At 52.7% G+C, this 25,942-nt stretch carries 26 protein-coding genes; 17 read left to right on the top strand and 9 right to left on the bottom strand.

What is annotated here, in order from left to right; all coding sequences use genetic code 11:
- Nucleotides 1–3 precede the first annotated feature (3 nt).
- A complete protein-coding gene (locus GOV45_RS06275; protein WP_170475638.1) occupies nucleotides 4–1,257 on the bottom strand; it encodes an ABC transporter substrate-binding protein in 1,254 nt (417 codons plus the stop codon).
- A complete protein-coding gene (locus GOV45_RS06270) occupies nucleotides 1,254–2,177 on the bottom strand; it encodes an N-acetylmuramic acid 6-phosphate etherase (RefSeq protein WP_170475636.1) in 924 nt (307 codons plus the stop codon). Before GOV45_RS06270 ends, GOV45_RS06275 begins: the two co-directional genes overlap by 4 nt.
- 157 nt (nucleotides 2,178–2,334) lie before the next feature.
- Here GOV45_RS06270 and GOV45_RS06265 point away from each other — a divergent pair, with 157 nt between their 5' ends.
- The 4 genes from GOV45_RS06265 to nagA are packed head-to-tail and all read left to right on the top strand — an operon-like array spanning nucleotide 2,335 to nucleotide 6,141.
- The gene (locus GOV45_RS06265) at nucleotides 2,335–3,222 is read left to right on the top strand and encodes a BadF/BadG/BcrA/BcrD ATPase family protein (RefSeq protein ID WP_170475634.1); all 888 of its coding nucleotides are present in this window, start codon (nucleotides 2,335–2,337) and stop codon (nucleotides 3,220–3,222) included.
- Nucleotides 3,209–3,964 (top strand): GntR family transcriptional regulator, encoded by a 756-nt coding sequence (locus tag GOV45_RS06260; protein ID WP_170475633.1) that lies wholly within the window; start codon nucleotides 3,209–3,211, stop codon nucleotides 3,962–3,964. Before GOV45_RS06265 ends, GOV45_RS06260 begins: the two co-directional genes overlap by 14 nt.
- A gap of 12 nt (nucleotides 3,965–3,976) precedes the next feature.
- Complete coding sequence (locus tag GOV45_RS06255; protein WP_170475631.1) at nucleotides 3,977–5,005, top strand: SIS domain-containing protein; 1,029 nt, start codon at nucleotides 3,977–3,979, stop codon at nucleotides 5,003–5,005.
- Nucleotides 5,002–6,141, top strand: coding sequence for an N-acetylglucosamine-6-phosphate deacetylase (gene nagA / locus GOV45_RS06250; RefSeq protein ID WP_170475629.1), 1,140 nt, complete (start codon nucleotides 5,002–5,004; stop codon nucleotides 6,139–6,141). Before GOV45_RS06255 ends, nagA begins: the two co-directional genes overlap by 4 nt.
- Before the next feature lie 21 nt (nucleotides 6,142–6,162).
- Here nagA and GOV45_RS06245 read toward each other — a convergent pair whose 3' ends face one another.
- A complete protein-coding gene (locus tag GOV45_RS06245; RefSeq protein ID WP_170475627.1) occupies nucleotides 6,163–6,465 on the bottom strand; it encodes a DUF6476 family protein in 303 nt (100 codons plus the stop codon).
- Here GOV45_RS06245 and GOV45_RS06240 point away from each other — a divergent pair.
- From GOV45_RS06240 to GOV45_RS06220, 5 genes are all read left to right on the top strand, one after another.
- Nucleotides 6,464–7,498 (top strand): RluA family pseudouridine synthase, encoded by a 1,035-nt coding sequence (locus GOV45_RS06240; protein ID WP_170475625.1) that lies wholly within the window; start codon nucleotides 6,464–6,466, stop codon nucleotides 7,496–7,498. The genes GOV45_RS06245 and GOV45_RS06240 overlap by 2 nt on opposite strands.
- A gap of 147 nt (nucleotides 7,499–7,645) precedes the next feature.
- Nucleotides 7,646–8,542 carry an RNA polymerase sigma factor RpoH gene (gene rpoH, locus GOV45_RS06235; protein ID WP_170475623.1) on the top strand — a complete coding sequence of 299 codons (897 nt, stop codon included), beginning with the start codon at nucleotides 7,646–7,648 and terminating at the stop codon, nucleotides 8,540–8,542.
- A 163-nt stretch (nucleotides 8,543–8,705) separates the two neighbouring features.
- Nucleotides 8,706–9,680 carry a Gfo/Idh/MocA family protein gene (locus GOV45_RS06230; protein WP_170475621.1) on the top strand — a complete coding sequence of 325 codons (975 nt, stop codon included), beginning with the start codon at nucleotides 8,706–8,708 and terminating at the stop codon, nucleotides 9,678–9,680.
- Nucleotides 9,681–9,746: 66 nt separating this feature from the next.
- Nucleotides 9,747–10,016, top strand: coding sequence for a DksA/TraR family C4-type zinc finger protein (locus GOV45_RS06225; RefSeq protein ID WP_170475619.1), 270 nt, complete (start codon nucleotides 9,747–9,749; stop codon nucleotides 10,014–10,016).
- 11 nt (nucleotides 10,017–10,027) lie between these two features.
- Entirely contained in the window at nucleotides 10,028–10,924 is an 897-nt protein-coding gene (locus GOV45_RS06220) for a DMT family transporter (protein WP_170475617.1), read from the top strand.
- Between the two features lie 35 nt (nucleotides 10,925–10,959).
- Here GOV45_RS06220 and GOV45_RS06215 read toward each other — a convergent pair whose 3' ends face one another.
- From GOV45_RS06215 to GOV45_RS06205, 3 genes are all read right to left on the bottom strand, one after another.
- Nucleotides 10,960–12,780, bottom strand: coding sequence for a M3 family oligoendopeptidase (locus GOV45_RS06215; RefSeq protein ID WP_170475615.1), 1,821 nt, complete (start codon nucleotides 12,778–12,780; stop codon nucleotides 10,960–10,962).
- An 82-nt stretch (nucleotides 12,781–12,862) separates the two neighbouring features.
- Entirely contained in the window at nucleotides 12,863–13,837 is a 975-nt protein-coding gene (locus tag GOV45_RS06210; protein WP_170475613.1) for an alpha/beta hydrolase, read from the bottom strand.
- A complete protein-coding gene (locus GOV45_RS06205; RefSeq protein ID WP_170475611.1) occupies nucleotides 13,837–14,127 on the bottom strand; it encodes an SCP2 sterol-binding domain-containing protein in 291 nt (96 codons plus the stop codon). Before GOV45_RS06205 ends, GOV45_RS06210 begins: the two co-directional genes overlap by 1 nt.
- Before the next feature lie 30 nt (nucleotides 14,128–14,157).
- On the opposite strand from GOV45_RS06205, the gene GOV45_RS06200 reads away from it, so the two are divergent.
- The 6 genes from GOV45_RS06200 to GOV45_RS06175 all read left to right on the top strand — a co-directional run bounded on the left by GOV45_RS06200 (nucleotide 14,158) and on the right by GOV45_RS06175 (nucleotide 20,076).
- Complete coding sequence (locus tag GOV45_RS06200) at nucleotides 14,158–14,766, top strand: tetratricopeptide repeat protein (RefSeq protein WP_170475609.1); 609 nt, start codon at nucleotides 14,158–14,160, stop codon at nucleotides 14,764–14,766.
- 21 nt (nucleotides 14,767–14,787) lie between these two features.
- The gene (locus GOV45_RS06195; protein ID WP_170475607.1) at nucleotides 14,788–17,622 is read left to right on the top strand and encodes a helicase-related protein; all 2,835 of its coding nucleotides are present in this window, start codon (nucleotides 14,788–14,790) and stop codon (nucleotides 17,620–17,622) included.
- A 6-nt stretch (nucleotides 17,623–17,628) separates the two neighbouring features.
- The gene (locus GOV45_RS06190; protein WP_170475605.1) at nucleotides 17,629–17,994 is read left to right on the top strand and encodes an RNA-binding S4 domain-containing protein; all 366 of its coding nucleotides are present in this window, start codon (nucleotides 17,629–17,631) and stop codon (nucleotides 17,992–17,994) included.
- A gap of 73 nt (nucleotides 17,995–18,067) precedes the next feature.
- A complete protein-coding gene (gene fdxA / locus GOV45_RS06185) occupies nucleotides 18,068–18,406 on the top strand; it encodes a ferredoxin FdxA (protein WP_170475604.1) in 339 nt (112 codons plus the stop codon).
- A 281-nt stretch (nucleotides 18,407–18,687) separates the two neighbouring features.
- Nucleotides 18,688–19,197, top strand: coding sequence for a CarD family transcriptional regulator (locus GOV45_RS06180; protein ID WP_170475602.1), 510 nt, complete (start codon nucleotides 18,688–18,690; stop codon nucleotides 19,195–19,197).
- A 117-nt stretch (nucleotides 19,198–19,314) separates the two neighbouring features.
- On the top strand, nucleotides 19,315–20,076 hold the full coding sequence (locus tag GOV45_RS06175) for a potassium channel family protein (protein WP_170475600.1): 762 nt from the start codon (nucleotides 19,315–19,317) through the stop codon (nucleotides 20,074–20,076).
- Here the strand turns inward: GOV45_RS06175 and cobS are convergent.
- A complete protein-coding gene (cobS, locus tag GOV45_RS06170; RefSeq protein ID WP_170475598.1) occupies nucleotides 20,073–20,837 on the bottom strand; it encodes an adenosylcobinamide-GDP ribazoletransferase in 765 nt (254 codons plus the stop codon). The two genes, GOV45_RS06175 and cobS, sit on opposite strands and share 4 nt — an antisense overlap.
- Nucleotides 20,838–20,916: 79 nt before the next feature.
- On the opposite strand from cobS, the gene cobT reads away from it, so the two are divergent.
- Nucleotides 20,917–21,930, top strand: a complete 1,014-nt coding sequence (cobT, locus tag GOV45_RS06165) for a nicotinate-nucleotide--dimethylbenzimidazole phosphoribosyltransferase (protein WP_170475596.1) — start codon at nucleotides 20,917–20,919, stop codon at nucleotides 21,928–21,930.
- Between the two features lie 33 nt (nucleotides 21,931–21,963).
- On the opposite strand, the gene GOV45_RS06160 is transcribed toward cobT, so the two are convergent.
- On the bottom strand, nucleotides 21,964–23,847 hold the full coding sequence (locus GOV45_RS06160; RefSeq protein WP_170475594.1) for a cation:proton antiporter domain-containing protein: 1,884 nt from the start codon (nucleotides 23,845–23,847) through the stop codon (nucleotides 21,964–21,966).
- Nucleotides 23,848–23,866: 19 nt separating this feature from the next.
- Nucleotides 23,867–24,322 carry an Lrp/AsnC family transcriptional regulator gene (locus GOV45_RS06155; protein WP_170475592.1) on the bottom strand — a complete coding sequence of 152 codons (456 nt, stop codon included), beginning with the start codon at nucleotides 24,320–24,322 and terminating at the stop codon, nucleotides 23,867–23,869.
- Nucleotides 24,323–24,468: 146 nt separating this feature from the next.
- Between GOV45_RS06155 and hppD the strand changes: the two genes are divergently transcribed.
- Nucleotides 24,469–25,566, top strand: a complete 1,098-nt coding sequence (gene hppD, locus GOV45_RS06150) for a 4-hydroxyphenylpyruvate dioxygenase (protein ID WP_170475590.1) — start codon at nucleotides 24,469–24,471, stop codon at nucleotides 25,564–25,566.
- The last annotated feature ends 376 nt before the right edge of the window (nucleotides 25,567–25,942 follow it).

Raw genomic sequence — 25,942 nt, 5'->3', positions numbered from 1 at the left:
GATTTACTGATGCGGTGCATACCAGCTAGCCAGTCCATCCTGCAGGCGTTGACCAGCGTCGGCAGGCGTCTCTGCGCCTCTTATGACGTTGGCGGATGCGTTCCATGTTTCAAGCTCGAGATTTGGCTCGCCGCGTGATAGAATTTGGTAAGTGGATCGAATGGTTGTTTCGCAATCGCCGCGCCAACTTACGAATTCCTTTGCAAGCGGATCTTCCAGCTCTACCGGTTCATTGGACAGAGGGAAGAAACCTGGCAAAGCGTTACCAAAAATTTTCGCGAATTCAGGAGAAGCGACCCAAGCTAAAAACGTCCTGGCGGCTTCGGCGTTTTCTGTTGCTGCGTTCATGCCTATGCCGATATCCGTATGGTCTGAAATATAGCATGTGTCGCCAGCGTTCTGGACCGGGGGCTTGAAAGCGCCCATTTCGAAATCAGCCTGCGTGTTGAAGCCGGATATTTCCCAACTGCCCGCCGGGTAGATGGCAGCACGGCCGAGAGTGAACAGGTTCTGGCTGTCAGGATAAGTTTGTGCCTCGAAACCATCGCCGAGATAGTCCTTCCATTTTGCCAGCGTCGCATATGGCTCAACCCATTGTGGATCAGTCAGCTTCTGAGTTCCTTCGATCAACGCCAAACGTCCTTCCTCACCATTCCAATAGTTTGGGCCGATATTGTTGTATCCCATGGTTGCCGCCTCCCATTGGTCATTTGTGCCCATGGCCATCGGGATATAGGTGCCGTCCTCCTTAATTTTCTCTAGCGCTGCAAAGAACTCGGCTTCGGTTGTTGGCTCTTCAATTCCCAACTCGTTGAAGGCATCCTTGTTGTAAATGAAACCATGAATCACCGATGCCATAGGAACGCAAAATGTGGCAGATCCGTCATCGGTTTGCCAAGCTGCCTTTGCCACGTCTGAAAAATTCGACATCGCTGACAGGTCTGACAGATCGGACAAATGCCCTCCTTCATACAAGCCGAGCGATCGGTCAAATGGGCGGCAAGTAATGATGTCTCCGGCAGAGCCGGCCTCTAGCTTGGCATTCAGAGCGGCATCGTATTCTGTGGGTGCAAACGGCGAAAACACCAACTTTATTCCGGGATTTTCAGCCTCGAATGCCGGAATGATCTTTTCTTGCCACAAGGCAAGGTCATCGTTTCGCCAGCTTTCAATCGTTAGCGTAGCTTCCTGAGCATAGGCGGCACTTGCAACAAGTGCAGTGCTCATCATGGCAAGGCTTAGAATTTTGCGTTTCATTTGTTTACTCCCAGGTTGGTTGTTTCGTTGGCTTTGGTCAGTCGCTCAAATGCGGGGCGCAGGTGGCCGCCGGATTCGTCTAACAACTTTTGCGTGATTTTTACTGAATCGGCACCGGCGGCCAAAAGGATCGCGTTTTTGAGATTGCCGTCAGCCGCCATAAGTGCGGAATTGGCGCTGTCCGGCGTCACGCCAGTCAGTTGGCACACAATCCCGTTTGCTCGATCGCGTAGCTTGTCATTGTCTGCGCGCAGGTTGATCATCATGCCGTCTTGAATATGACCAAGTTCCACAGCCATCAGGGTGGACAGCATGTTCAAGGCAATCTTCTGAGCGGTTCCCGCGCCCATGCGCGTCGAACCCGAGATCAACTCGGGCGGGGTGGAAAGTAAAATGGCGTGATCCGCCATTCGCAGCAATGGCGTGTCTGGATTATTAGCAATGCCAATTATTGTCGCGCCAGCTGTACGAGCAATTTTTGCCGCCTCAATAGTATAAGGCGTGGTGCCGCTGGCCGAAACCATGATCACAGTGTCGGCATTTGAAAGGTTCTTCAGTTCTTGGCTAAGCGAGTCGGCGGCATCCTCGACGTCGCCAGGCATTTCCGGGCTTGTCGGCAGACCGCCGGCCATATGGATCCGAATTTGTTTTGACGGGATGGAAAATGTCCCACCAAGTTCCAGCGCGTCTGACGCCGCCATTAGCCCGGACGAGCCGGCGGCCAGGTACCGTAGAATTCCACCTGAGCGGATAGTTTTTGCCATTGCTCTCGCGCCATTGCAAATTGGCCCCAAGGATTCCAGGGGCGATCGCGCGGCTTCTGCTTGGCTATTTGCGAGGAGTTCAGCGACTTCGATCAGTGGTCGAGTGTCCAAACCTTTTGCTTGCTGGTGCAGTTGCTCTGTCACTGGCTTGGTCACGTGATTCCCCCTTTGGCTTCGTACATCATACCTTTTAGATACCATTAGTCTACCATTTTGTTTATTTCGGAGAAGTTTGCGTTATTTTGCCAAAAATACCGAATTTGGTTGCAATTAGGACTTCTATTATTGAGAAAGGTATTATATAGGTCTTGTTATGACACAGCCTATCAACACTCTAATTTTAGCTGTCGATGGAGGGGGGACGCGTTGCCGCCTTGCTGCGATTGAAGGTGAAGTCATCAGCAGGGTTGAGGTGGGCGCGGCCAACGTATCGACCAATTTTGAGGCGGCTTGCGCCGAGTTGTTGGGTGGTTTGCAAGTGTTGGCCGCGGAATCCGGCCGTGAGGTGAGCACCCTAACTAGGGCGCCAACTTACATGGGTTTGGCTGGGATAACTGGAGAGGCGATTGCAAGGAAGCTTGCACAGGCGCTTCCATTTGATCGAATTAAGATAGAAGATGATCGCGCTGCGGCATTGCGCGGTGCGTTGGGTGAGGGCGAGGGGTTCGTTGCGCATTGCGGCACAGGCTCGTTTCTTGCGTCGCAGCTGTCAGGTGGTCGGCGGTTCTCTGGCGGTTGGGGGCCGGTTCTCGGCGATCAGGCGTCTGCGCAATGGGTCGGGCGCCGCGCTTTGTCCGAGACGTTGGAATGCGTAGATGGGCTAAATGGATCATCAGTTATGGCGACCCAGCTTTTGTCCCGTTTTGGCGGGCCTGCGGGGATTGTGCAAGTTGCGGCAAAAATGACGCCGTATGAACTTGGATCGCTTGCCCCTGTGGTTACAGAATTCTCGGATCAGGGGGATGAGCTGGCCAAAAAAATTCTGCAGGATGGGGCCGATCATTTAGCAGGGCGTTTGACCAAAATGGGTTGGGTTGCCGGGTTGTCGATCTGCCTTACCGGCGGAATTGGGCCGCGGTTTGGACCTTATCTGCCCACCATAATGCAATCTGAACTAGTCGAACCTGCAGGCGATCCACTTTCGGGTGCGATTGCTTTGGTTCGCGAGTTTCTGGAGGAGATCGAAAGTGAACATCGCTGATTTCCTGCGCCCGGAGGGGTGGCTGGGCCAAAATTCCGGCCCGCGTTATGTGCAATTGCGTCAAAGGCTTGAGAAAGGAATTGAAGAAGGGATTTTGCCGCCCAACAGCTCGTTGCCGCCTGAAAGAGAAATTGCAGAACTGACGGATCTTTCCAGAGTCACCGTCCGCAAGGCCATTCAAGAATTGGTGCGAAAAGGCGCAATTGAACAACGTCAGGGATCGGGTTCATTTGTGCGTGAACCCGTGGCGAGAGTTGAGCAATCGTTATCGCATTTGACTTCGTTTACCGAAGATATGGAACGAAGGGGCCTAAAGACGACTTCAACTTGGCTCGAGAGAGGAATTTTCCTGCCGTCCCCGGAAGAGATGATGGCGTTGGGTCTATCTGCGAATGAGCAGGTCGCCCGAATTCATCGCCTGCGCGAAGCGGGTGGCCGCCCGATGGCGTTGGAACGTGCGGCATTGCCGTTGGACATTTTACCCAACCCAACTGAGGTTACCGGCTCGCTTTATGCAGTTCTGGAAAAAACAGGGTTTCGGCCAGTCAGGGCAATTCAAAAGATCTCTGCAATCAACCTAGAAGCTCCGGAGGCTGAACTTTTGGATGTCGCCGAAGGAACAGCCGGGCTTCGTATCCAAAGAACTTCGTATCTGGAAAGCGGGCGTGTGGCCGAACTCACACGTTCAATCTACCACGGTGATGCCTACGACTTCGTGGCAGAGCTGCGACTGTCAAACTGAAAGCCTGGGGCCATGTACAAAGAAACGACGCAAATGAGGCGGGAAGTCAATGAGATACCCGTCGCCGTTGAAAGACTATTAACCGAAGGTGCGGAACTTGTCTCTCGAACCGCAAGTGAAATCCAAGACCGAAATCCACGCTTTCTGATCTCGGTGGCGCGAGGATCTTCGGATCATGCCTGCAGCTACCTCAAATACGCTGCCGAGTTGTTGCTTGGGTTGCCTATGGCGTCAGTCGGACCCTCGGTCAAATCGATCTATGGTGTTGATATGCGCTGCGAGGATGCGGTTTGTATCGCAGTGTCACAATCCGGACAAAGCCCGGATATCGTTAAGCTGACGCGATCTATGACAGAAGGCGGTGCTTATTCGGTGGCAATCACCAACGAGACTGGATCGGCACTGTCACAAGTCTCGAAGGCAACGTTACCGATCTTTGCAGGACCCGAATTAAGCGTGGCGGCCACCAAAACTTTCGTTACTTCGCTGGTTGCCGGATTGTGGTTGCTGGCGCAGGTCAAACGGGACGAAGATTTGTTGCGGGCCATACGTGGGCTGCCGGAAGACCTGTCTGCTGCTATTGCTTGTGACTGGAGCGTTGCGGCAACCGCCGTGAGCGACCGATCTCTGTTTACGCTTGGGCGCGGTACGTCGTTGGCGATTTCAAACGAAGCTGCACTGAAATTTAAGGAAACCTGCCAAATTCACGCGGAAAGCTATTCGTCCGCGGAGGTTCTGCACGGACCGGTATCTATCGTTGATCAGGGTTTTCCGGTTTTAGCACTAGCCTCGGGCGATGCGGCGGAGGCCAATCTGGCAGAGGTCGCAGATACGTTGGCTGAAAAGGGCGCGCAGGTTTTTGCCACAACCAGCCAGGTAAAGCGGGCTTCAGTTTTGCCGCATGTGCGAACGTCGCATTGGATCACAGACCCGATACCAACAATCGCTTCTTTCTACGGAATGGTCGAAAAGGTTGCCACTGAACGTGGAATAAACCCTGATGCACCACGCCACCTGCGAAAAGTGACAGAAACGGTATGAGACCGGACTCGATAACTTTTGCCGGAGGTCAGATTTTTGACGGCGAAACCCTGTTATTCGGGTACGCTGTTCGATTCCGAAACGGGATCTGGGATGAGATGTTTCCGGAAACCGAACTGTCTGCGGAGGACCGCATAGAAGATTTGGCGGGTGATATCCTAAGTCCAGGATACGTTGACCTACAGGTCAATGGCGGTGGTGGGGTAATGTTCAATGATGATCCTTCGGTCGAGACTTTGGCTATCATAGCCTCAGCGCACCGGGATTTGGGTGCGACGTCAATATTGCCAACCTTAATAACCGATACGCCAGAAAAGACGCGGGCCGCAGTTGATGCGGCGATCCAAGCCTGTCAAGAGGGCGTGCCTGGAGTTGTGGGGCTTCATCTAGAGGGACCGCATCTGTCCCAACGCCGAAAAGGGGCCCACGATGCCGCCCTGATCCGGCCAATGTTGCCCGCGGACCTTGATTTGATCCTTGATGCTGCTGAGCAATTGCCTACGCTGATGGTGACTTTGGCGCCAGAAAGCACGACACCGGATCAGGTCAGAGTTTTGTCGCAGGCCGGAGTTGTGGTCTCATTGGGGCATACCGATGCACCATTTGATACTTGCATTAGTTTTGCGGGCGCTGGCGCGAGATGCGCAACGCACCTTTTCAACGCCATGAGCCAACTGGGCAGTCGCGAGCCGGGTCTGGTCGGCGCGGTCCTGTCAAACGGTGGTATCTTTGCGGGTTTGATTGCGGATGGTGTCCACGTTCACCCCGAAACAATGCGCGCCGCATGGTTGGCCAAGCGCGGGCCGGGACAGATATTCCTTGTTAGTGACGCAATGGCGGTCGCTGGAACGAAACTTACTGAATTCAAGCTGGAAGGTCGGCTTATTCAGCGAGAAAGCGGCAGGCTAACGCTGTCAGATGGTACTTTGGCCGGAGCAGACCTTGATCTGACAACTGCGATAAGGGTTCTGACCGAGCAGGCAGGTTTGCCGCTGGTACAGGCGCTTTCTGCGGCTACCACTGTTCCTGCACGGTTTCTTGCGGACCGTGATCGATTCCAAACCAAGTCACTGACACGTGCAATTAGAATTTCCTCTGATTTATCCGGTGCTCGGCCAATTTTGGCTGACCAGTGACCGGTCTTCCAGCGCATATAGCTATTGTATTGGAATTTCCTGACGCAAATTCCCCGTCGTTTTGTCAAAAATTAGGATACGGTTGTCATTCGTTACAATGACATACCAGTTACTGCCGATTGTAAGCGCCTCAGCCCGGGCGCCATCAGGTAATTCTATTTGGTCGGGCAGGGTGGGGGTTCTGTCCGACAAGCGGATGACAATCAACGCGAATGTCAATAAAACGCCGCCAATCATAACCGCAGTCAACAACATGACCATGCGTCGCAGCGTTCGCAGCTGAGGTGTTTCCTGGGGTTCAAGAGGGTCGGAAGGGACAGACATGGGCACCCGCCTGATAGAGTTTCATATCGCGGCCACGCCGCCGCCCCGCCTTGATAAGGCGCTTTCCCGGGATGTACCAGATGGTGAAAACCTCTCGCGCACCCGGTTAGCAAGGTTGATCCAAGAGGGTGCTGTATCGGTTAACGGAAAGGTGATCGACGACCCCAAATCTAAAGTGGCTGAAGGTTCACTTGTCTCGGTCGCAGTTTCTGAGGCTGAGGAGAGCCATATAGAGCCCGAGGACATACCATTAGAAGTCGTGTTTGAGGATAACGATCTGATCGTAGTCAACAAACCGGCTGGGATGGTTGTGCACCCGGCCCCCGGATCCTCGAATGGGACTCTTGTTAACGCGCTGCTGCACCATTGCGGAGAAGATTTGTCAGGTGTTGGTGGCGTTAAAAGGCCAGGTATCGTCCACAGAATAGACAAAGATACCAGCGGCTTGCTGGTTGTTGCTAAATCAGATGCCGCTCATCATGGATTGGCGGCACAGTTTCACGCACACACTGTCGAACGCTATTATCGCGCAGTCTGCTATGGCGTGCCAGACGCCAACGACCCACGTCTGAGAGGCGTAAAAGGTGTGAATTTTGACCCCGGCAACATAATGCGGTTAACTACTCGATTGGCTCGGCACAAAACCGACCGGCAAAAACAGGCTGTCTTGTTTCATGGTGGCAAACACGCAGTGACACGTGCCAGAGTGGTCGAGACGTTTGGGTCACCTAGTGCATTGTCTTTAGTTGAATGCTGGCTTGAAACAGGGCGAACGCACCAAATTCGGGTGCATATGGCTCACGCAGGCCACAGCCTGATTGGTGATCCGGTTTACGGGGGCAAGCGGAAACTGGCGACTCGGGCCTTTGATGAAGCAACAACTCAAGCAATCAGCGACTTTCCGCGCCAAGCCCTTCATGCTGCCGTATTGGGATTTGAACATCCGGTTAACGGAGGAATTTTACGTTTTGAGGCAGATTTACCTGAGGATATGCAGTCATTGTTGGACGCGCTGCGTCAGCAATCGTCATAATTCGCAAAGACGCGTGATATAGGCGATCTCAGCTTTTCTTTATCGAAGGTTAATCGCATACTGTTACCAGTTCCTCTTGAATGTCATGGGTCTGGTGCCCATATCCCATGTTAAGGGCTTAAACATTTGTCCAAGGGGCAGAAATAAATGGCAAATTACTCAAACCTTCCCGCGCCGACCCCCGAAGGTGGTCTGAACCGCTATATGCAGGAAATCCGCAAATTTCCCTTGTTGGAGCCAGAGGAAGAATACATGCTGGCCAAGCGATGGGTTGAAGAACAAGACACAGAAGCGGCGCACAAAATGGTTACGTCGCACCTGCGTTTGGCGGCTAAAATAGCCATGGGTTATCGCGGCTATGGCCTTCCGCAGGCTGAGGTGATTTCCGAGGCCAACGTTGGCTTGATGCAGGCGGTTAAACGCTTTGACCCAGAGAAAGGTTTCCGTCTGGCGACCTATGCCATGTGGTGGATTCGGGCCTCGATCCAAGAGTACATCCTTAGATCCTGGTCTCTGGTTAAGCTAGGGACAACTTCGGCACAGAAAAAGCTGTTCTTTAACCTTCGCAAAGCCAAAGCGCGTATCGGCGCGTTGGAAGAGGGTGATCTACGTCCCGAGAACGTCACCCAAATTGCGAACGATTTAGGAGTTACCGAAGAAGAAGTCATAAGCATGAATCGCCGCATGTCTGGTGGTGATGCCTCGCTGAACGCGACAGTTGGGTCCGAGGGCGAGGGCAGTATGCAATGGCAAGACTGGCTGGAGGACGAAGATGCCGATCAGGCGGGCGATTACGAAGCGCGGGACGAGCTTGAAGCCCGCCGTGAATTGCTGACTGCGGCACTGGATGTTCTGAATGACCGGGAAAAGGACATTCTGACTCAGCGTCGCCTGATGGATCAACCGGTTACACTTGAAGAGCTGAGCACTCAGTACAATGTCAGCCGCGAGCGCATCCGACAGATCGAGGTCAGGGCTTTTGAAAAGCTTCAGAAAAAGATGCGTGAACTGGCTCGTGAAAAGGGAATGCTCAGCAAAGTCTGAGGTTTCGCTTGAAATCCATTGAAAGCCGGTCCGATATTAATCGGGCCGGTTTTTTCGAGTTTACGGCAGGAAAATTTAGTTAACGGTTACTCAGTGATTGCCATACAAATAAAGAAACGCTAGCGCTAACATTTAGCGACATAGCCGCTGAAGGAGGGTATTCATGGAACAGCCTGTTAAATGGGGGGTGCTCGGAGCCTCAAAATTCGCTCGTCAGTTTATGGCACCCGCAATTCATGCTGCCGATGGTGCTCAGCTTATGGGGTTGGCCACATCGGACTTGGCCAAAGCAAAGCCGTTTCAGAATTTTTGCTCGGATTTGACGGTTTACGAAAGCTATGAAGCGTTACTTGCGGACCCCGAAATAGAAGCGGTTTATATCCCATTACCCAATCACTTGCATGTCGAGTGGAGTCTGAAGGCCTTAGACGCCGGCAAGCATGTTCTTTGCGAAAAGCCAATGACTATGCGAGCGGAGGAATTCGACCAACTAATTGCCAAGCGCGATCAAACCGGATTGCTGGCGGCCGAGGCATATATGATCGTCCATCATCCCCAATGGCAACTGGTGCGAAAACTGGTTTCCGAAGGAGAGATTGGAAAACTTGGCCATATCTCAGGGGTTTTCACATACGATAATCGCGCTGACACAGGCAACATCAGAAATCGCCCGGAAACCGGTGGCGGTGGATTGCGTGACATAGGTGTTTATGTCATCGGCAGCGCCCGTTATGTAACCGGTCAAGAACCTGACGAAATTCGATCTTCCATACGCTGGGAGAATGGCGTCGATACGTTTACGGAAATTAACGCCCGTTTCCCGGACTTTACGTACTCCACATATGTTTCAACGCGCATGCATCCAAATCAGGCCATGGAGTTTCATGGTGACAAAGGTGTTATTCGCCTGACTGCCCCCTTCAATGCACGTGTTTTTGGCGAAGCGCGAGTGGAATTGCACCGCCACGGACTCGAATTGCAGGTATTCCGCTTTCCCGGCGACGACCACTACAAACTGCAGGTCGAAGCGTTTGGTCGCTCGGTAAGGGATGAGGTAGGCTACCCATGTTCTCTGGAGTTTGCTCGCGGCACGCAGGTTGTGATTGACCAGGTTTTTGAGGTCGCCAGGCAACTCTGAGCAACCTCTTGCCATCTCCGCGGTGGGCAGCCTAAGTTGTTACTTACCCTTTTTTGGAGGCGAACAATGGCTGGTGGCTGGGCGCGCGACGGCGCGGTAAGCGAACAAATTGAAGCTTCGATTTCGGATGAATTAGCTAGAATGCAAGCGCAGAAGCGACCCGTTGGGGAAAGCCTGTCGCACTGTGCGGACTGCGATGAGCCGATCCCAGAAAAACGACGTCTTGCGTTGCCGGGCGTAAAACTTTGCCTCGAATGTCAAAAGGAACGTGACGGGGTATTCAAATCGCGGGGCGGAATCAACCGTCGAGGATCAAAGGACAGCCAACTAAGGTAGCGGGCTGGGTATTGAAAGAGACTTCTGATCACTCCCTCTTGTGGCGGCAAAGCGGATTGTTTCTGGGTTTTGCGGCGGCTTTTCTTTGGGGCACCCACAGCGTTATCGTTCGCTATTTGACAACAGATTTGAACGGGATGCAGATTGCCGTTTTACGGTTGTTTATTGCGGCTTTTGCCATTCTGCTCATTTTACGGATCAGGCGATCGCCAATTAATATCCGGTTTTTTGATCGGAACTTTCTATTGGCTGTTGTTGCAACAGTTGTAAATTACATTCTGTTTCACGTTGGGCTCGAACATACCGGCGCGGCGAATGCGATGGTTTTAGAGAACACCGCTCCGTTCTTTGTGTTAGTTTTCTTATTCTTTTTTACCAAAACAACAGTTGGACGAATTGAAATCTTAGCCACGGTCTTGGCAATTTTTGGTGTGTCTTTGACCGTTTATCAGGACTTTCGGGGTGGTGGCGAACCCTTGGTCGGTGACCTCATGGAGATCGGAGCGGGAATGAGTTGGGCAGTTTTCTTGATTTCCAGCAGTCGCGCAATGCAGTCCTCTCAGTCCACCGAGGAAAGGTTAAATTTTCTGTTTGGCATCTTTTTGTGTTCTGCCGTCCTTTTGACCCCGCTTTCTTTTGTAACGATGCAGGTTCCCACGGCCAAGGATCTGGTATTTCTGGTTTTGCTCGGTGTTTTTCCAACCGCGCTTGCTTACTATTTGTGGTACGAAGCTGCTGCACGCCTATCGACGCTGACAGCAAGTTTGCTGTTTGCAGCTTCGGTCATTTTTACCTTCATTAATTCTGCAGTATTTCTTGGCGCTTCAATTACTGCCCCCGCCGTCGTAGGGGCTGGATTGATTGTCTTTGCGATCTTCCTGACAACAAAAGATAAATCGGAAGAGTGACTGAGGCAGCGTTTATCGCGCCGCCTCAAACCAATCTACGATTCCATTGCTTCAAGTTCGTCGATAAATCCCGAAATCATTGAAAGGCCTTTGTCCCAGAACCGAGGGTCAGTGGCATCCAGACCAAATGGTTCGAGCAGTTCCTTGTGATGTTTCGATCCACCAGCGCGCAACATTTCGAAGTACTTGTCCTCGAACCCGTCTGCGCCGCTGTCGTAAACCGAATACAGAGCATTCACCAACCCATCGCCGAATGCGTATGCATAGACATAGAACGGAGAATGCACGAAGTGCGGGATATATGCCCAGAAAGTCTCATACCCATCCATGAATTCGAATGCAGGACCAAGGCTTTCGGCCTGAACGCTCATCCAAAGGGCGTTGATATCGTCAGGGGTCAACTCGCCCTCTCGTCGGGCGGCGTGTAGTTTGCATTCAAAGTCGTAAAAGGCGATCTGGCGGACAACGGTGTTAATCATGTCCTCAACCTTTCCCGCCAAAAGTATTTTACGTTGATCTGCCGTTTCAGCTTGATCCAACATTTTGCGGAAGGTCAGCATCTCACCAAATACAGAAGCCGTTTCGGCCAACGTCAATGGGGTGGACGATAGCATCTCACCCTGGTCGGCGGCGAGAACCTGATGCACTCCGTGGCCGAGTTCGTGCGCCAGAGTCATCACATCGCGAGGTTTGCCCAGATAGTTGAGCATAACGTAAGGATGAACGTCGGTGACTGTTGGGTGAGCGAATGCCCCCGGAGCCTTACCTGGTTTCACAGCGGCGTCGATCCAACCTTTCGAAAAAAATGGTGTAGCTATCTCAGCCATGCGGGGGTCGAACGATGAATAGGCATCCATTACGGTTTTTTCAGCTTCTTCCCAACCAATGGTGCGAGTGTCTTCCATCGGAAGGGGCGCGTTACGGTCCCATACCTGCATCACGTCCAGCCCGAGCCATTTTCGCTTCAGTTCATAATACCGATGGCTGAGCTTGGGGTACGCGGCGACGACTGCTTCACGTAGGGCTTCGACAACTTCGGGTTCAACGTCGTTCGAAAGGTGACGACCGGTCTGCGCAGTCGGCATTTTGCGCCAACGGTCAACGATCTCTTTTTCTTTGGCCTGCGTGTTGTGAACGCGTGCAAAGGTCTTGATATTACTTTGAAAGACTTGGGCGAGTTCGCGCGCAGCCGCTTCTCTTTTTGTTCTGTCCTGTTCCGTTAACAGATTGAGTGTGCCTTCGATATTTAACTCTTGTCCATCGACAGTAAACAAAAGCCCAGCGATAGTTTCGTCAAACAGCCGTTCCCAAGCGTCGCCGACGACTCCCAGATCGTGCAGAAACTTTTCTAACTCATCCGACAATTGGTAAGGTTTCATTGCGCGGATGCGGCGGAACACAGGCTCATAACGTGCAAGTTGAGCATTGGCCGCGAACATCTTCTTTAGAACTTCATCGTCTATACGGTTGATTTCCAAGGTAAAAAACACGAGTGGAGTCGTAAAAATAGTAACCTTTTCCTGCATGTCCGAAAGGAATTTAGCGCGATCGGCATCCGTCGTTAACTGGTAGTAACGCAAACCAGCAAACGACATTATGCGACCGGAAATTGCGCTGATCTTTTCATTGCGTTGCACACAAGTCAGCAGGCCCTCGGCATCCAGATCAGCCAGTTTACCATCATAATCTCGGGCGAACGCGGTGCACTCGGCTTCGAGCCATGTTAAATCGCGCGACAGCTCCGGTGCTTCCTCCGAGCTATACAGATCAGTCAGATCCCATTCCGGCAGATTGCCCAGATTGCCAGCGCCGCCGACGGCATTTGCGTCACGTACGGGAAAGGGAAGGTCGCGCATAGAACACCTCGAAATAATGTGATTTGCCAACATCTAAGCGTAGGTTGCTTAGATCACAAGCGGCCTGATATTTCCGTGATCATCAGGATAGCGCAGGCTCTGGTTTCCGCCCCTGGCAAGATGCCACGAAATGCGCCGCAATTTGGTCCAGAATGGGGCCTCGGACATCAGGCGCTTCCATCAATACCTCATGCTCACCATCAGGTATTTCGACCAATGTCCCGTTGGGCCAGTTTGCCATGCGCGCTCGGATTGCTTTGCGGTCTACGATCTGCTCGTGACTGCCAAGAAATGTCAGGCACGGGGTGTCCGGAGCTGACTGTTCCATCAGCCAGACGCATTCGTCCAGAGCTTCACGCAACCAGATGGTCGACGGAGCACCCAAGGCCAACTCGGGATGCGCCTTTAGTTGGTCCTGCATCATCTCATACATCACCGGATCGCGGGTCAGCACATTGCCTTCGAAAGGTTGCGAAATGACGTAGCTTTCAAGCGATGTCGTCGGTGGCGTCTTTTCACCAAGGCCGACCCTAGGTCCCCAATAGGCCGTCAATCGGCTAAGGGGTTTCATGAGCGGAGTAAAAAAGATACCCCACATTGGCCCGGTAAATGCGCAGGCGGTAAAGTTGTTGTTATCCAGAATGGTCCGCAGCGCTATTGCGCCACCCATAGAATGCCCGACTACGAACCATGGTTTTGGCAGTTTGAGTTCAAAAGCAAGCTCCAGCATTGACTGAACATCTTGCTGATAATCACGAAAGTTATCCACGTGTCCAACACGAGGGTCGTCCAACAATCGATCAGAAAGACCCTGACCGCGCCAATCTATCGCCGCGAAAGCAAATCCTCGACCAATGAAATCACCAGCCGTACTGCTGTACTTTTCAATATATTCTGTTCGGCCGGGAAACATCATCACCGTACCGTTTGGAGAATTTCCGGGAAGCCAGTGGCAGACGCGCAGCCTTATCCCGTCTGGAGTTTGCAGCCAATGCGCTTTACCACCGGCAGGCTCGCCGGCCACGTCTTCAAAAAAAGGGGCCGGCGACAAGCTCATCAAGCTAACACCGACGCAAGTTTCATAGCAATTCCCATGTCTCCGTCCACGCTCAGCTTGCCTGACATAAATGCTCCAGTGGGATTCATCTCACCACTGAGGATTTGCTCGAAGGTATCTGCATCTGCACTAAGGGTCACATCAGCGTCTTCATCGCTGACCCGTGCGCCGTCTGCATCCAAAATAATAGCGCCCAAGTCGGCGATAGCAAATTTAGCGGAAGCGTCAAATTCACCGCCTGACAGCTTCTCATTCAATGCTGCTGCGGCTTTTTCCAAAGTGTCGCTCATGGTGTTCCTCATTTTGTTTGTGCGCCGTGAATGGACATCCCCGACGGCAACGCTACACTGACCATTGTTATGGGCATTGCAATCACCAATCTCAAAGGTATCGTTGCGGCAATTGCTGCGATAGTCACGTATTCCACCATGTCTTTGGCCCAGCAAGCTGATCTGCGCGATGAATCGGCGTTGCTTGCGCAGTTAGCGCAGGCCACTCCGGAGCAGGCGGTCGGGCTGGATCGACAATTACAGGCTCTTTGGTCTCAATCCGGGTCGGCCTCGGCCGATCTGTTGCTGGAACGCGGCCGCGAGGCACTGGATGATGGTGACGTTGAAGCCGCATTAGAGCACCTGACGGCTCTTACGGATCACGCACCCGAATTTGCGGAGGGTTGGCATGTCAGAGCGTCCGCGCATTTTGGCATTGAACGCTTCGGTATGGCCGCCGCCGATCTGGAATACGCGCTTACACTGAATCCCAATAATTACGACGCGATCTATGGTCTAGGTCTGATATTCGAGGTTCTCGAACAGCCGGAACAGGCCTACGAAGTATATTTACGCGCGTTGGCTATACATCCCCATCACGAAGAAGTAACCAGTGCCGTGAATCGGCTGAAGCCACTGATTGACGGCAAGGCACTTTAAGGTCCGGGGCAGGGGGCAAAGGTGAGCGGGTCATCCCGAATCGTGGCAGTTCTTGGCCCGACGAACACAGGCAAAACTCATTATGCGATCGAACGTATGCTGGGGCACCGGACCGGTGTGATTGGTCTGCCTTTGCGTCTGCTTGCACGCGAAATTTACGATAAGATTGTCGCCGTTCGCGGTCCCTCTGTCGTCGCCTTGGTCACCGGAGAAGAACGTATTGTACCACCGCGTGCGCAATATTGGGTCTGCACTGTTGAAGCTATGCCGGAGGGGATGGGTGCGGATTTTGTAGCAATCGACGAAATTCAGCTTTGCGCTGACCCGGAACGCGGTCATGTTTTTACCGACCGCCTTCTGAGGTCTCGGGGTACCAACGAGACGCTTTTCCTAGGGTCTGACACGATGCGCGGCCCAATAGCGTCATTGGTGCCAGAGGCGCAATTTGTTCGGCGCGAGCGGATGTCGCAACTTGTCTATTCCGGGTCAAAGAAAATCAGTCGGTTACCTCCGCGCAGCGCGATTGTCGGGTTCTCAGTGGAAAACGTCTATGCCATCGCGGAATTGTTGCGTCGCCAAAAGGGCGGAGCTGCTGTTGTTATGGGTGCGCTCAGCCCCCGTACGCGAAACGCACAGGTTGAACTCTATCAGAACGGCGAAGTTGATTACTTGGTAGCGACCGACGCTATTGGAATGGGCTTGAATCTGGATGTGAACCATGTGGCGTTCTCATCTTTGACCAAATTTGACGGTCAACGCATGCGACCTTTGGCCCCGAATGAGCTTGCACAGATTGCTGGCCGCGCTGGACGTGGAATGTCCGATGGAACGTTTGGTGTGACAGGAGAGGCACCTGCGCTGGAAGACGGTGTCGCGCAGGCGATCATGGACAGCCGTTTTACACCAATGAAAAAGTTGAACTGGCGGAACGCAGCTTTGCGTTTTGGCTCAGTCGGTTCGCTGATAGACTCGCTGGAAGTCAATCCAAGTGGCGAGCACCTGACCAAAGCGCGACCCGCCGACGATCTGAATGTGCTTAAGTCGCTGTCGCAGGTCACTGAGGTGTTGGCCCGGGCAAGTGATGGAGCATCAGTCAAATTGTTGTGGGACGTGTGCCGAATCCCCGACTTTCGGGGCATCAGCCATGCGGAACATGCCAGCCTGCTTGAAGTTATCTACAGCCATTTGCACGAACGCGGCAGTATTCCGGATGACTTTCTGGCCCGGCAGGTTCGACGTATTGATCAACCGGATGGTGACATTGATGCTTTATCCAAAAGGTTGGCATATATTCGCACCTGGACATATGTTGCGCAACGAAACGGTTGGGTGCGTGACGAATCGCATTGGCGCGAGGAAACGCGCACTGTAGAAGACAGGCTGTCGGACGCTCTCCATGATCGTTTGACTCAGAGATTTGTGGACCGGCGCACTTCTGTTTTGTTGCGCCGGCTCAAGCAGAAGGAGGCCCTTTTGGCCGAAGTAAATGACAACGGTGAAGTGACCGTCGAAGGCGAATTCGTAGGTCGTTTGGAAGGCTTCCGGTTTATTCCGGACAAAAGCGCTCAAGGAACCGAGGCGAAAGCACTGAAATCAGCCTCTTTGCAAGCTCTGGCGCCGCAATTCCATTTACGTGCTGATCGCTTCTACAATGCACCCGATACCGAGATTGATTTTACTGATCAGGGCGGCCTGATGTGGGGCGAATATGCCGTTGGCAAATTGGCTGCAGGTGCAGAGCCACTAAAACCAATCGTTGAGGTATTTGTAGATGAGGCCGCCGGACCGGATGTTCAGCAAAAAGTTCAGCGACGTTTGCAGCACTTTATCGACCGAAAAGTAGCGGCGCTTTTCGAACCGCTTTTGAACCTGTCACGTGACGAAGAGTTGACCGGCCTAGCCAAAGGTTTCGCCTTTCGCATTGTAGAAGCGATGGGCGTTTTGCCTCGCGCGGGTGTCGCACAAGAAGTCAAAGATCTGGATCAAGACGCGCGGGGGGCGCTACGCAAGCACGGTATCCGCTTTGGGCAGTTCACAATTTTCATGCCTTTGCTGCTAAAACCTGCGCCAACACGCCTGCGTCTGGTTCTTTGGGCGCTGTCTAGCGGGCTGCAAGAGTTCCCAGAAGCACCGCCACCAGGTCTGGTGACTGTTCCGGTCGCGAAGGACGCGCCCGAAGGTTACGCAACTATGTGCGGTTACAGAAATGCAGGGGATCGTTCTATCCGCATCGACATGCTGGAGCGTTTGGCGGATATGCTTCGCTCTGAGGACAGCCGTGGTGGGTTCGAAGCAAAGCCAGACATGCTGTCGATCACTGGAATGACTCTGGAACAGTTTGCTGATTTGATGCAGGGGCTGGGCTATAAAGCGGAACGTGGCGAACGTGAAAAGGTAAGGTCTGTAACGGTAGAGGTTCCAGAGTCTGAAGTGCCTGAGGATCTCAGTGACGCAGTAACTCCCTCGCCGGAAGAAATTTCGCAGGAGGCCGCCGAACCTGACGAAACGCCATCCGAAACCATTGAGAGCACTGAAGCTTCAACGGAAATGACAGATACCAAGCAGGCAACGGAACCCGCAACGGACGAACCCGATGTCGAAGTTTTCTTTACGTTCACTTGGGGTCGTCAACGCCAAGCGAACAACCGTGCTCCTCGCCGTGATCAGCGGCAGGGGCAGGGCAAAGGAAAATCGCGCGGCAAACCGCAGGAAGGCCGAGGCAAACCTCAAGGCAAGAAGGGTGGTAAGCCCCAAGGCGCTAAAACTTTCTCCTCCCGACCACCAAAAAAGGAAAAGTCTATTGATCCGGATAACCCCTTTGCAGCAGCGCTGATGGGTTTGAAAGACGGTAACTAGCTACCGATGGCCGAGCTTGTGGCCAAACTGCGGATTGATAAATGGCTGTGGCAAGCACGGTTTTTCAAAACTCGTAGCTTGGCTGCCAAACAGGTCAGCGGCGGCCACGTTCGGGTCAATGGAAATAAGGTTGTAAAGCCGGCTTTTGCTGTTGCACCCGGCGACGTTTTGACATTTTCACAAAGTAGTATGGTTCGTGTTGTGCGTATTGAGGCGCTGGGCGAAAGGCGGGGTCCGGCCCCTGAGGCGCAAACACTGTACTCCGATCTAACTGAAAAACAGGACAAGAAGCTCAAAAATCCGAGGTTTGAAGGAAAAGGTCGTCCAACCAAGAAGGAACGGCGGGTGATTGATCTTTCTCGACGTCTGTAAGGTTGATCATATCTTGAAGACAACGGCAGACTGAATTAGCTAGTCGCCCAAACCGCAAACGGGAATTCCAGCCATGACATACGTCGTCACTGAAAACTGCATAGCCTGTAAATACACCGACTGTGTCGAGGTTTGCCCGGTGGACTGTTTTTACGAAGGCGAGAACGCATTAGTTATTCACCCGGACGAGTGCATCGATTGCGGCGTCTGTGAACCGGAATGCCCCGCCGACGCGATCCGCCCTGACACTGAGCCGGGGATGGAGCAGTGGGTCGAGTTCAATCGGAAATTTTCGGAACAATGGCCGGTCATCGTAACAAAGAAAGACCCGTTGCCCGATGCGGAAGAGCGCGACGGCGAAGAGGGTAAGATAGAGAAATATTTCTCCGAAGCACCGGGTGAAGGCGGCTGACTGATTCGCCAGTATGCGGCAGCGAAGTTTAACCTAAAGCCAAGTTACCAATCTGCTTTATAAGCGAAAAATCGGCGCCGCTGGCTATTGGTCTTTTGGGTGTCGCATTTTTGTGATATAATCTGATCAAATGATGACAGAGATTGGGATGTGCTCCGAAAGTATGCTCGCTTTGGAGTTCTGAATCAGTGAAACAATAGCCGTTTGCCGGGGCCTAATCGCGCCCCGACTGTGGCTATTTTTTTGGTTTGTGTCCCGATCGCAAACAAGGAAAAACGCGCATGTCTAAGTCAAAAAAACTTGAGTTCCGTCCGAATGACTATGTTGTCTACCCCGCCCATGGCGTGGGTCAGATCATTTCGATCGAAGAACAAGATGTCGCCGGCTTCACGCTCGAGTTGTTTGTTATCTCTTTTGAGAAAGATAAGATGACGCTTCGTGTGCCGACAAACAAAGTGACAGAGTCGGGTCTTCGTTCGCTCAGCTCGCCGGATGTGATTAGTCAGGCAATGAAAACTTTGAAAGGCAAAGCCAAGGTTAAAAGGGCCATGTGGTCACGCCGGGCTCAGGAATACGAACAAAAGATCAATTCGGGCGACCTGATCTCGATAGCCGAGGTGGTTCGTGACCTACATCGCACCGATGATCAGCGTGAGCAAAGTTATTCTGAACGTCAGCTATATGAAGCTGCATTAGAGCGGCTAACACGTGAAGTCGCGGCGGTATCTGGCGCGGATGAGATGTCGGCGGCCAAGCAAGTAGACGAAGTTCTTATGTCCCGCGCGGCCTGATTCAAACCACTTAGAAAATAGCCGTCCTGTTTAAGGGCGGCTTTTTTGTTTTCAGTCGCTTGGTCTGTCAACGCTTTATGGTTAGTTTTTCGTCAAAGAGACGGGATTTTGGACCGAATGAAAAAGACGATCAAAGCGCTGTATATCGGAAGAGGACCGGTTTCCGTCTGGTTTCGTTATTTCCTGATCGTTTTTGATTTAGCCTCGATCGTCTTTTTTGTATCGACTGCAGATGTTCCACATGGCCCTGGTTTGACCACTGCAAGCCGGATTATTGGTATCGTCATTCTTCTGGATTTCCTTGCCCGTCTTTGGATAGCCAAAGACCGCTGGAAGCTCATGACAAAAATCTACACGTTGGCGGATTTGATTGTAATTGTTTCGCTGATGCTGGATCCGTTCCTAACCGGAAACCTCGCATTTTTGCGTATTCTTCGCGCCCTTCGCTTGATTCACTCTTACCAGCTTTTGCGAGACTTGCGTCGGGATAGCACTTTTTTCCGCACGCACGAGGATGCAGTTATTGCGGCTGTCAACCTTATGGTCTTTGTCTTTGCGACCTCAACCGCTGTGCTCGTCTTTTTTATCCCTGATACAAGTCAAACGCCGTATATCGATGCGCTGTATTTTACGATGGCGACCCTGACGACCACGGGGTTTGGAGACGTCACGCTATCGACCCCCGCAGGTAAGCTGTTTTCCGTTTTCATAATGGTGGTCGGTGTGGCCTTGTTCGTGAGGCTGGCGCAAGCAATTTTCATGCCGCAGAAGGTGCGGCATAAGTGCCCCAGCTGCGGCCTGTACCGGCATGACCCAGACGCCGTTCACTGCAAGCACTGCGGTGAAACCGTTCGGATTAAAACGGGTGGCGCGGCCTAGATCATCGCGGCCAGCGCTAACAATATGGCGATTTCGGACACAGATTGAACCGCGCCCAAAATGTCCCCAGTTTGACCTTTGATACGTGCCTTGGCAGTAGCGGCCACGACTGCTGACGTTCCAACCGCACAAAGCATTGGAATAGTTGCACTGCTTCCCAAAGTGAGTAGGGAAAACGTCAGGGCAATCCCGAGACCAATCAAAACGCTGGAAGATGGAGGGCTGCCGACAGATCGGCTGAGGCCCGTTTTACGGGCATTTGGCAGAATTCTCATCACACAAGGCATCATAGCCCTAGAGAACAGGCTTGCGACCAGCACACCACTCAACCAATCCGCTTCTAGCAAAATCCCAATCGCGAGAACCCTCAAAAGCTGCGAAAAAATCAGACCTAGGACCCCGTAGGTGCCAATGTGACTGTCCTTCATGATTTCGAGGCGCCGATCGACCGTGTAGCCACCCCAAAGCCCGTCGATCGTATCGGCTAACCCATCTTCATGCATCGCGCCGGTGACGGTGATCATTGCCGTGACACAGAGCGTGGCACTTATCAACGGTGACAGGCCAATCTGCAAAGCGACCCATCCCACTGCGCAGGCCAACGTTCCCACTATCAGCCCCACCAGCGGAAACGCCCATACAGCCTTGGCTTGCCTAGCAAAAAGTTGATCCTGCAATTTTGGGACAGGCAAGCGCGTTAATAGGACCAAAGTCAGAGCAATATCCCACGCAGAAATTGCAGAGGTGTCGTTTTTGTGCACTGCCGGGCCTTTCCGGGTCTTGTTGCTTTGCCAGCATTGGTTAAACACGCATGACGACTCTGATGCAACGAGGCTTTGAATGCTGCCTGAACTCAACAACCTGAACAGCTTGCGCGATACTCTGGTCCGTGCACCCGGAGCGGATACTGACGCGAGCAAAGCCGCACAAGACCGAAACGGGCAATTGACCAAACCACCCGGAGCATTGGGGCGGCTAGAGGATTTAGCAATCTGGTACGCCAGTTGGCGAGGTGATGCCGCGCCACAAATTTCTTCGCCTCAGGTTATCGTCTTTGCCGGTAATCACGGGGTAACGGCACAGGGTGTTTCAGCATTTCCACCTGAAGTGACCGTTCAGATGGTCATGAACTTCGAGCACGGTGGCGCCGCAATCAATCAGTTGGCCAAAGCAGCAGGTGCCAAGATGGACGTTCACGCACTGGAACTGGATCGACCGACCAAAGATTTCACACGGGGTCCGGCAATGAGCGAGGACGAATTGTTAGCGGCATTGCGCACAGGTTGGGAAGCGGTCGATCCGCAGTCCGACCTACTGGTCGTTGGCGAAATGGGGATTGGAAATACGACGCCAGCAGCTGCCATCGCGCACGCGCTTTATGGCGGTGAAGCAGCGGACTGGACTGGGCGAGGTACTGGGGTCGACGATGCGGGACTTGCTAACAAAACCCGGGTCGTAGCTGAGGGCGTGGCTCTGCACAACATGGCTGTAGATGGGCTGGATATCCTTCGGTGTCTCGGAGGGCGAGAGATCGCTGCTATGGCAGGGGCGATAGCTGCGGCGCGTGTTTTGCGAATTCCGGTGGCCCTAGATGGGTTTATCTGTACCGCGGCCGCGGCCTGTCTTGCTCAGATTTCTCCTTCGGCTTTGGATCATACTGTCGCCGGTCATCAGAGTGCAGAAGGTGCGCACAAAAAGTTACTTGAAAGACTTGGAAAGGACCCATTATTGAGCCTTGGTCTGAGGCTAGGTGAGGGTTCGGGCGGTGCGCTGGCAATCAATATTCTGAAATGTGCCGTTGCCTGTCACTCGGGAATGGCAACTTTTGCCGAGGCAGGCGTATCAGACGGCTGATATTCTGGTTTGACCCACGCCTCGTCGCTTGGGTCAGGCAGACTCTCTAGTATGTTCTTCAGCTAATTCCAACAGCGCGGTTTCAAGGTCTTTTTCAAGCTCTTGGGCCCGGTCAATATATTTTTTGTTATCAGCTGTTGGCATCCCGGGTATCCAAAGTTCAGCCAGTTCGCGTACCGAAGTGCGGTCGTGGTGGTAAAACGTCTGTTCTGCTTGGGCCGCCTCGTATTCGCTGAGGCCTACATTTTCCAACACGTAGCGACCCGCGCGGAGTGAACCATCAAACATCTCACGAACGATGTCATTCGCGCCGGCCTGGTACAATTCATAGACATGTGTGCGGTCGCGAGCCCGGGCTATTATGTGCAGATCGGGGCGCTGGCGCCGCGCATACCCGACGAGACGTGTGACTTGCTTGCGGTCATCCATTGCGGCAACCAGTACGGATGCCTTTTCGATTCCGGCAGCCCGCAATAGCTCGGGGCGAGTGGGGTCACCTAAAAAGCCTTTAACGCCAAAGCGTCGCATGAGCTGAATAGTTTCGATATCGTGATCCAATACAACGGTCTTGAACCCGCTAGCTTGCACAAGCCGGTTAACGATTTGGCCAAAACGGCCGATGCCTGCAATAATCACCGGACCTTTTTCGTCGATTTCGTCAGGCTCCACCTTGGGGCTGCCGTCGGTCGTATAGCGTGTAATCTGGTCATAAAGAATGAACAAAAGCGGTGTAATCAGCATTGTCAGCGCGATGATCATAAGCAGCTTTTGCGACAAATTTGGCGGGATCACATTCTGCTGAGTCGAAAATGCGAGCAGGACAAAACCAAATTCGCCTGCCTGAGCAAGACCCAGCGTGAACAGCCAGTGGTCCCGCCCGCGCAGTTTGAAGGCCTTGCCCACGACAAACAAGATTATCCCTTTTGCAAGGATCACCAACAACGCCAGTCCAATCAGGTCGAACGGATCGTTAAAGAAATAACCCAAATCGATTCCCGCGCCGACCGTGATAAAAAATAAACCAAGAAAAAGACCCTTGAATGGTTCAAGGTCGCTCTCCATCTCGTGCCGAAATTCGGAGCTAGCAAGAACAACACCAGCCAGAAATGCTCCAAGCGCAGGGGATAGCCCGACCAGAGTCATCAGGAAAGAAATTCCGACAACAATCATAAGGGCAAGCGCTGTATACATTTCGCGCAAACGGGTAGTGTGGATAAAGCGGAAAAGCGGACGAGTTAAGTAAACTCCGGCGAGCACGACAAAGGCGATTGCCGCGATCGTGACCAAAGTGACTGCCCAACCCGGCAGGCCGTCTACCAGCGAAAGTGCGTGGTGCGCATCCGCCCCGTGGGCCGCATCGCCGCCCCGGTCAATTGATCCGTCATTATTTATGTGCGCAATTGCCGGTAACGCTAATAGAGGGAGAAACGCAAGAATTGGGATCACCGCGATGTCTTGCGTCAGCAGTACAGAGAATGTCGCGCGCCCGCCATTCGTTTGCATTAATCCCTTTTCTGACAGGGTTTGTAGCACGATAGCCGTAGATGATAGTGACAGAGTCAGTCCAACTGCCAGCGAAACCGACCATGGGTGACCCGCGTAAAACGCAACTGCAGCGATTGCGATCGTCGAAAGACCGACTTGAAGCCCACCAAGCCCAAGCAATTTGTCGCGCATGTCCCAAAGAGCGCGAGGTTCCAGCTCCAAACCAATGAGGAAAAGCATCATAACGACGCCGAACTCGGCGACATGCTGCAGGTTCTCCGTTTCGGCCCCAACTAAACCGAGAATGGGTCCAATCGCAATTCCGGCTGCCAAATAGCCCAACACCGATCCCAACCCCAGCCGAGCTGAAAGGGGCACCGCAATCACGGCCGCTGCAAGATAGATCGAAGCCTGGTAGAGGAATTCGTTCATCTATTTCCTTTCCGATCCGTCATGTCGGTAGTGGCGCGTCGCGTTTGAGTTGGTCCATAACAATCTGGCTTTGAACCCTTGCAACAGCAGGATGCGGCAGTATCACCTCGTGAAGCAAGCTGTTGAGAGCGGACAGGTCGTCGCAATACACATGCAGTAGGTAATCCGCTTCGCCAGTCATCGTCCAGGCGCTGCTGATCTCAGGACGAGAATTGACCATGCGGGCAAAACTAGCTGATTGCTCGGGTCCATGCGTTCCCAGATGAACTTGAATAAAACCTTGGACTTGAAGGCCCAGCTTAACCGGGTCCAGCCTAGCGGAATATCCTGTGATGAAACCTTCTGCTTCAAGCCTTTGACGACGGCGACCGGCTTGGCTGGCAGACAGATTCAACATCTCACCGAGTTGATGGGCTGTCAGATGAGCATCCTTTTGCAAAGCCAACAATAGGCGCGTGTCCGTTGCATCCAGCATGTGCGCACATTCTCCGTTATTCGACCAATTGGTGCGGGTTTTACGCGCGTGTGTTCAGTTTACACGAAAACTATGCGCAGAAACAGCATCGATTAAGGAGTATTTTTGAATCAGCAAAGAATTTCCTGTTAATACGGAGTCGCTCCATGGGCCCTTTCCCACACAACGCCCCGAAATCTGTCATCAGTAAAGAAAACCCTGCCGGAACCGATGGTTTTGAGTTTGTGGAATTCGCTCACCCAAACCCTCAAGAGCTGAGGGATTTGTTTGCGAAGATGGGATTTGAATACGTAGGTTATCACCGTGAAAGGCCCAAAGTTGAGTTATGGCAACAGGGCGACGTGACTTATATTCTGAATGCGGACTCCGAAAGCTTTGCCGCCAAGTTCGTTTCAGAGCATGGCCCATGTGCGCCGGCGATGGGCTGGCGCGTTGTTGATGCGAAAAAAGCGTATGAGCACGCCATCTCCAAGGGGGCCGAACCCTATGATGAAGCCGACAAAACCATGGATGTTCCGGCGATTAAGGGAATTGGAGGGTCGTTGATTTATTTCATCGATCAATATTACGAAACATCGCCTTACAATAAAGAATTTGAGTGGTTGAAGCCGTCTAAGCCGCGTGGTGATGGGTTCTATTACCTCGATCATTTGACCCACAACGTATTCAAAGGAAATATGGACAAGTGGTTCAAGTTCTACGGTGATTTGTTCAATTTCCGTGAGATCCGGTTTTTTGACATTCAGGGAAAGTTTACTGGCCTGTATAGCCGTGCGCTGACGTCTCCTTGTGGGCGAATCCGTATTCCGATCAACGAGGATCGCGGCGAAACGGGGCAGATCGTTTCATACCTAAAAAAGTACAATGGCGAAGGTATTCAGCACATCGCTGTGGGTAGTGACGACATTTACAGCTCGACTGATGCGATTGCCGAAAAGGGTCTGAAATTCATGCCCGGGCCGAACGAGGCGTACTACGACATGTCATTCGACAGGGTGGCGGGCCACGATGAGCCCAAAGACCGCATGAAGAAGCACGGAATCCTAATTGACGGAGAAGGTGTTTTGGACGGTGGCGAGACAAAGATTCTGTTGCAGATTTTCTCAAAAACGGTGATCGGCCCGATCTTTTTCGAGTTCATTCAACGCAAGGGCGATGACGGATTTGGCGAGGGAAATTTCAAAGCTCTGTTCGAGTCCATAGAACGCGAGCAAATAGAATCAGGCGAGATTTCAGCGGCTTAAAACTGTCACTTCTGCTATAGCCTATTCGCCACTGGTAAACCTTTATGTGTCCAGGGTCGCGTTGCCCTGCTGGCTGAAAACGGCTCTGTGACCTTTATCCCGCGCGACTTCGATCAATCGCGCGGGTTTACGTCAAAGCCCGGTTATTTGGTTAGGTTTGGAAGCTAGCCGCAATGACAAGATCAACTCGACGCACATAATACCGAAATCCAATTGACTTAGCTAAGACGCGATGCGGCTCGATCCTGGTGAAAATCAAGCGCTGATTGTATCTCTCAGGCAAGACAGGTGAACACGCGTGCTGAGATTTCTTGGACGTTGTTTAGGATGTGCGCGAAGATCATGTCGTGCCCGATTTGCTCCATGGCCGGCGCAA

Origin of the sequence: Ruegeria arenilitoris, assembly GCF_013035425.1 — a bacterium.
GTDB lineage: Bacteria > Pseudomonadota > Alphaproteobacteria > Rhodobacterales > Rhodobacteraceae > Ruegeria > Ruegeria arenilitoris_A.
The sequence above is the reverse complement of the archived record's forward strand: the minus strand, read 5'-3'. Positions and strand labels throughout refer to the sequence as shown.

Bases quoted from the DNA above. Each gene is read 5' to 3' on its own strand.
- cobT (WP_170475596.1), top strand. From the start codon at position 20,917: ATGCTGCCTGAACTCAACAACCTGAACAGCTTGCGCGATACTCTGGTC.
- GOV45_RS06160 (WP_170475594.1), bottom strand. From the start codon at position 23,847: ATGAACGAATTCCTCTACCAGGCTTCGATCTATCTTGCAGCGGCCGTG.
- GOV45_RS06230 (WP_170475621.1), top strand. From the start codon at position 8,706: ATGGAACAGCCTGTTAAATGGGGGGTGCTCGGAGCCTCAAAATTCGCT.
- rpoH (WP_170475623.1), top strand. From the start codon at position 7,646: ATGGCAAATTACTCAAACCTTCCCGCGCCGACCCCCGAAGGTGGTCTG.
- GOV45_RS06200 (WP_170475609.1), top strand. From the start codon at position 14,158: ATGGACATCCCCGACGGCAACGCTACACTGACCATTGTTATGGGCATT.
- GOV45_RS06210 (WP_170475613.1), bottom strand. From the start codon at position 13,837: ATGAGCTTGTCGCCGGCCCCTTTTTTTGAAGACGTGGCCGGCGAGCCT.
- GOV45_RS06225 (WP_170475619.1), top strand. From the start codon at position 9,747: ATGGCTGGTGGCTGGGCGCGCGACGGCGCGGTAAGCGAACAAATTGAA.
- GOV45_RS06155 (WP_170475592.1), bottom strand. From the start codon at position 24,322: ATGCTGGATGCAACGGACACGCGCCTATTGTTGGCTTTGCAAAAGGAT.
- GOV45_RS06265 (WP_170475634.1), top strand. From the start codon at position 2,335: ATGACACAGCCTATCAACACTCTAATTTTAGCTGTCGATGGAGGGGGG.
- GOV45_RS06275 (WP_170475638.1), bottom strand. From the start codon at position 1,257: ATGAAACGCAAAATTCTAAGCCTTGCCATGATGAGCACTGCACTTGTT.
- GOV45_RS06190 (WP_170475605.1), top strand. From the start codon at position 17,629: ATGGCCGAGCTTGTGGCCAAACTGCGGATTGATAAATGGCTGTGGCAA.
- hppD (WP_170475590.1), top strand. From the start codon at position 24,469: ATGGGCCCTTTCCCACACAACGCCCCGAAATCTGTCATCAGTAAAGAA.
- nagA (WP_170475629.1), top strand. From the start codon at position 5,002: ATGAGACCGGACTCGATAACTTTTGCCGGAGGTCAGATTTTTGACGGC.
- GOV45_RS06205 (WP_170475611.1), bottom strand. From the start codon at position 14,127: ATGAGCGACACTTTGGAAAAAGCCGCAGCAGCATTGAATGAGAAGCTG.
- GOV45_RS06245 (WP_170475627.1), bottom strand. From the start codon at position 6,465: ATGTCTGTCCCTTCCGACCCTCTTGAACCCCAGGAAACACCTCAGCTG.
- GOV45_RS06180 (WP_170475602.1), top strand. From the start codon at position 18,688: ATGTCTAAGTCAAAAAAACTTGAGTTCCGTCCGAATGACTATGTTGTC.
- GOV45_RS06215 (WP_170475615.1), bottom strand. From the start codon at position 12,780: ATGCGCGACCTTCCCTTTCCCGTACGTGACGCAAATGCCGTCGGCGGC.
- GOV45_RS06240 (WP_170475625.1), top strand. From the start codon at position 6,464: ATGGGCACCCGCCTGATAGAGTTTCATATCGCGGCCACGCCGCCGCCC.
- fdxA (WP_170475604.1), top strand. From the start codon at position 18,068: ATGACATACGTCGTCACTGAAAACTGCATAGCCTGTAAATACACCGAC.
- GOV45_RS06175 (WP_170475600.1), top strand. From the start codon at position 19,315: ATGAAAAAGACGATCAAAGCGCTGTATATCGGAAGAGGACCGGTTTCC.
- GOV45_RS06255 (WP_170475631.1), top strand. From the start codon at position 3,977: ATGTACAAAGAAACGACGCAAATGAGGCGGGAAGTCAATGAGATACCC.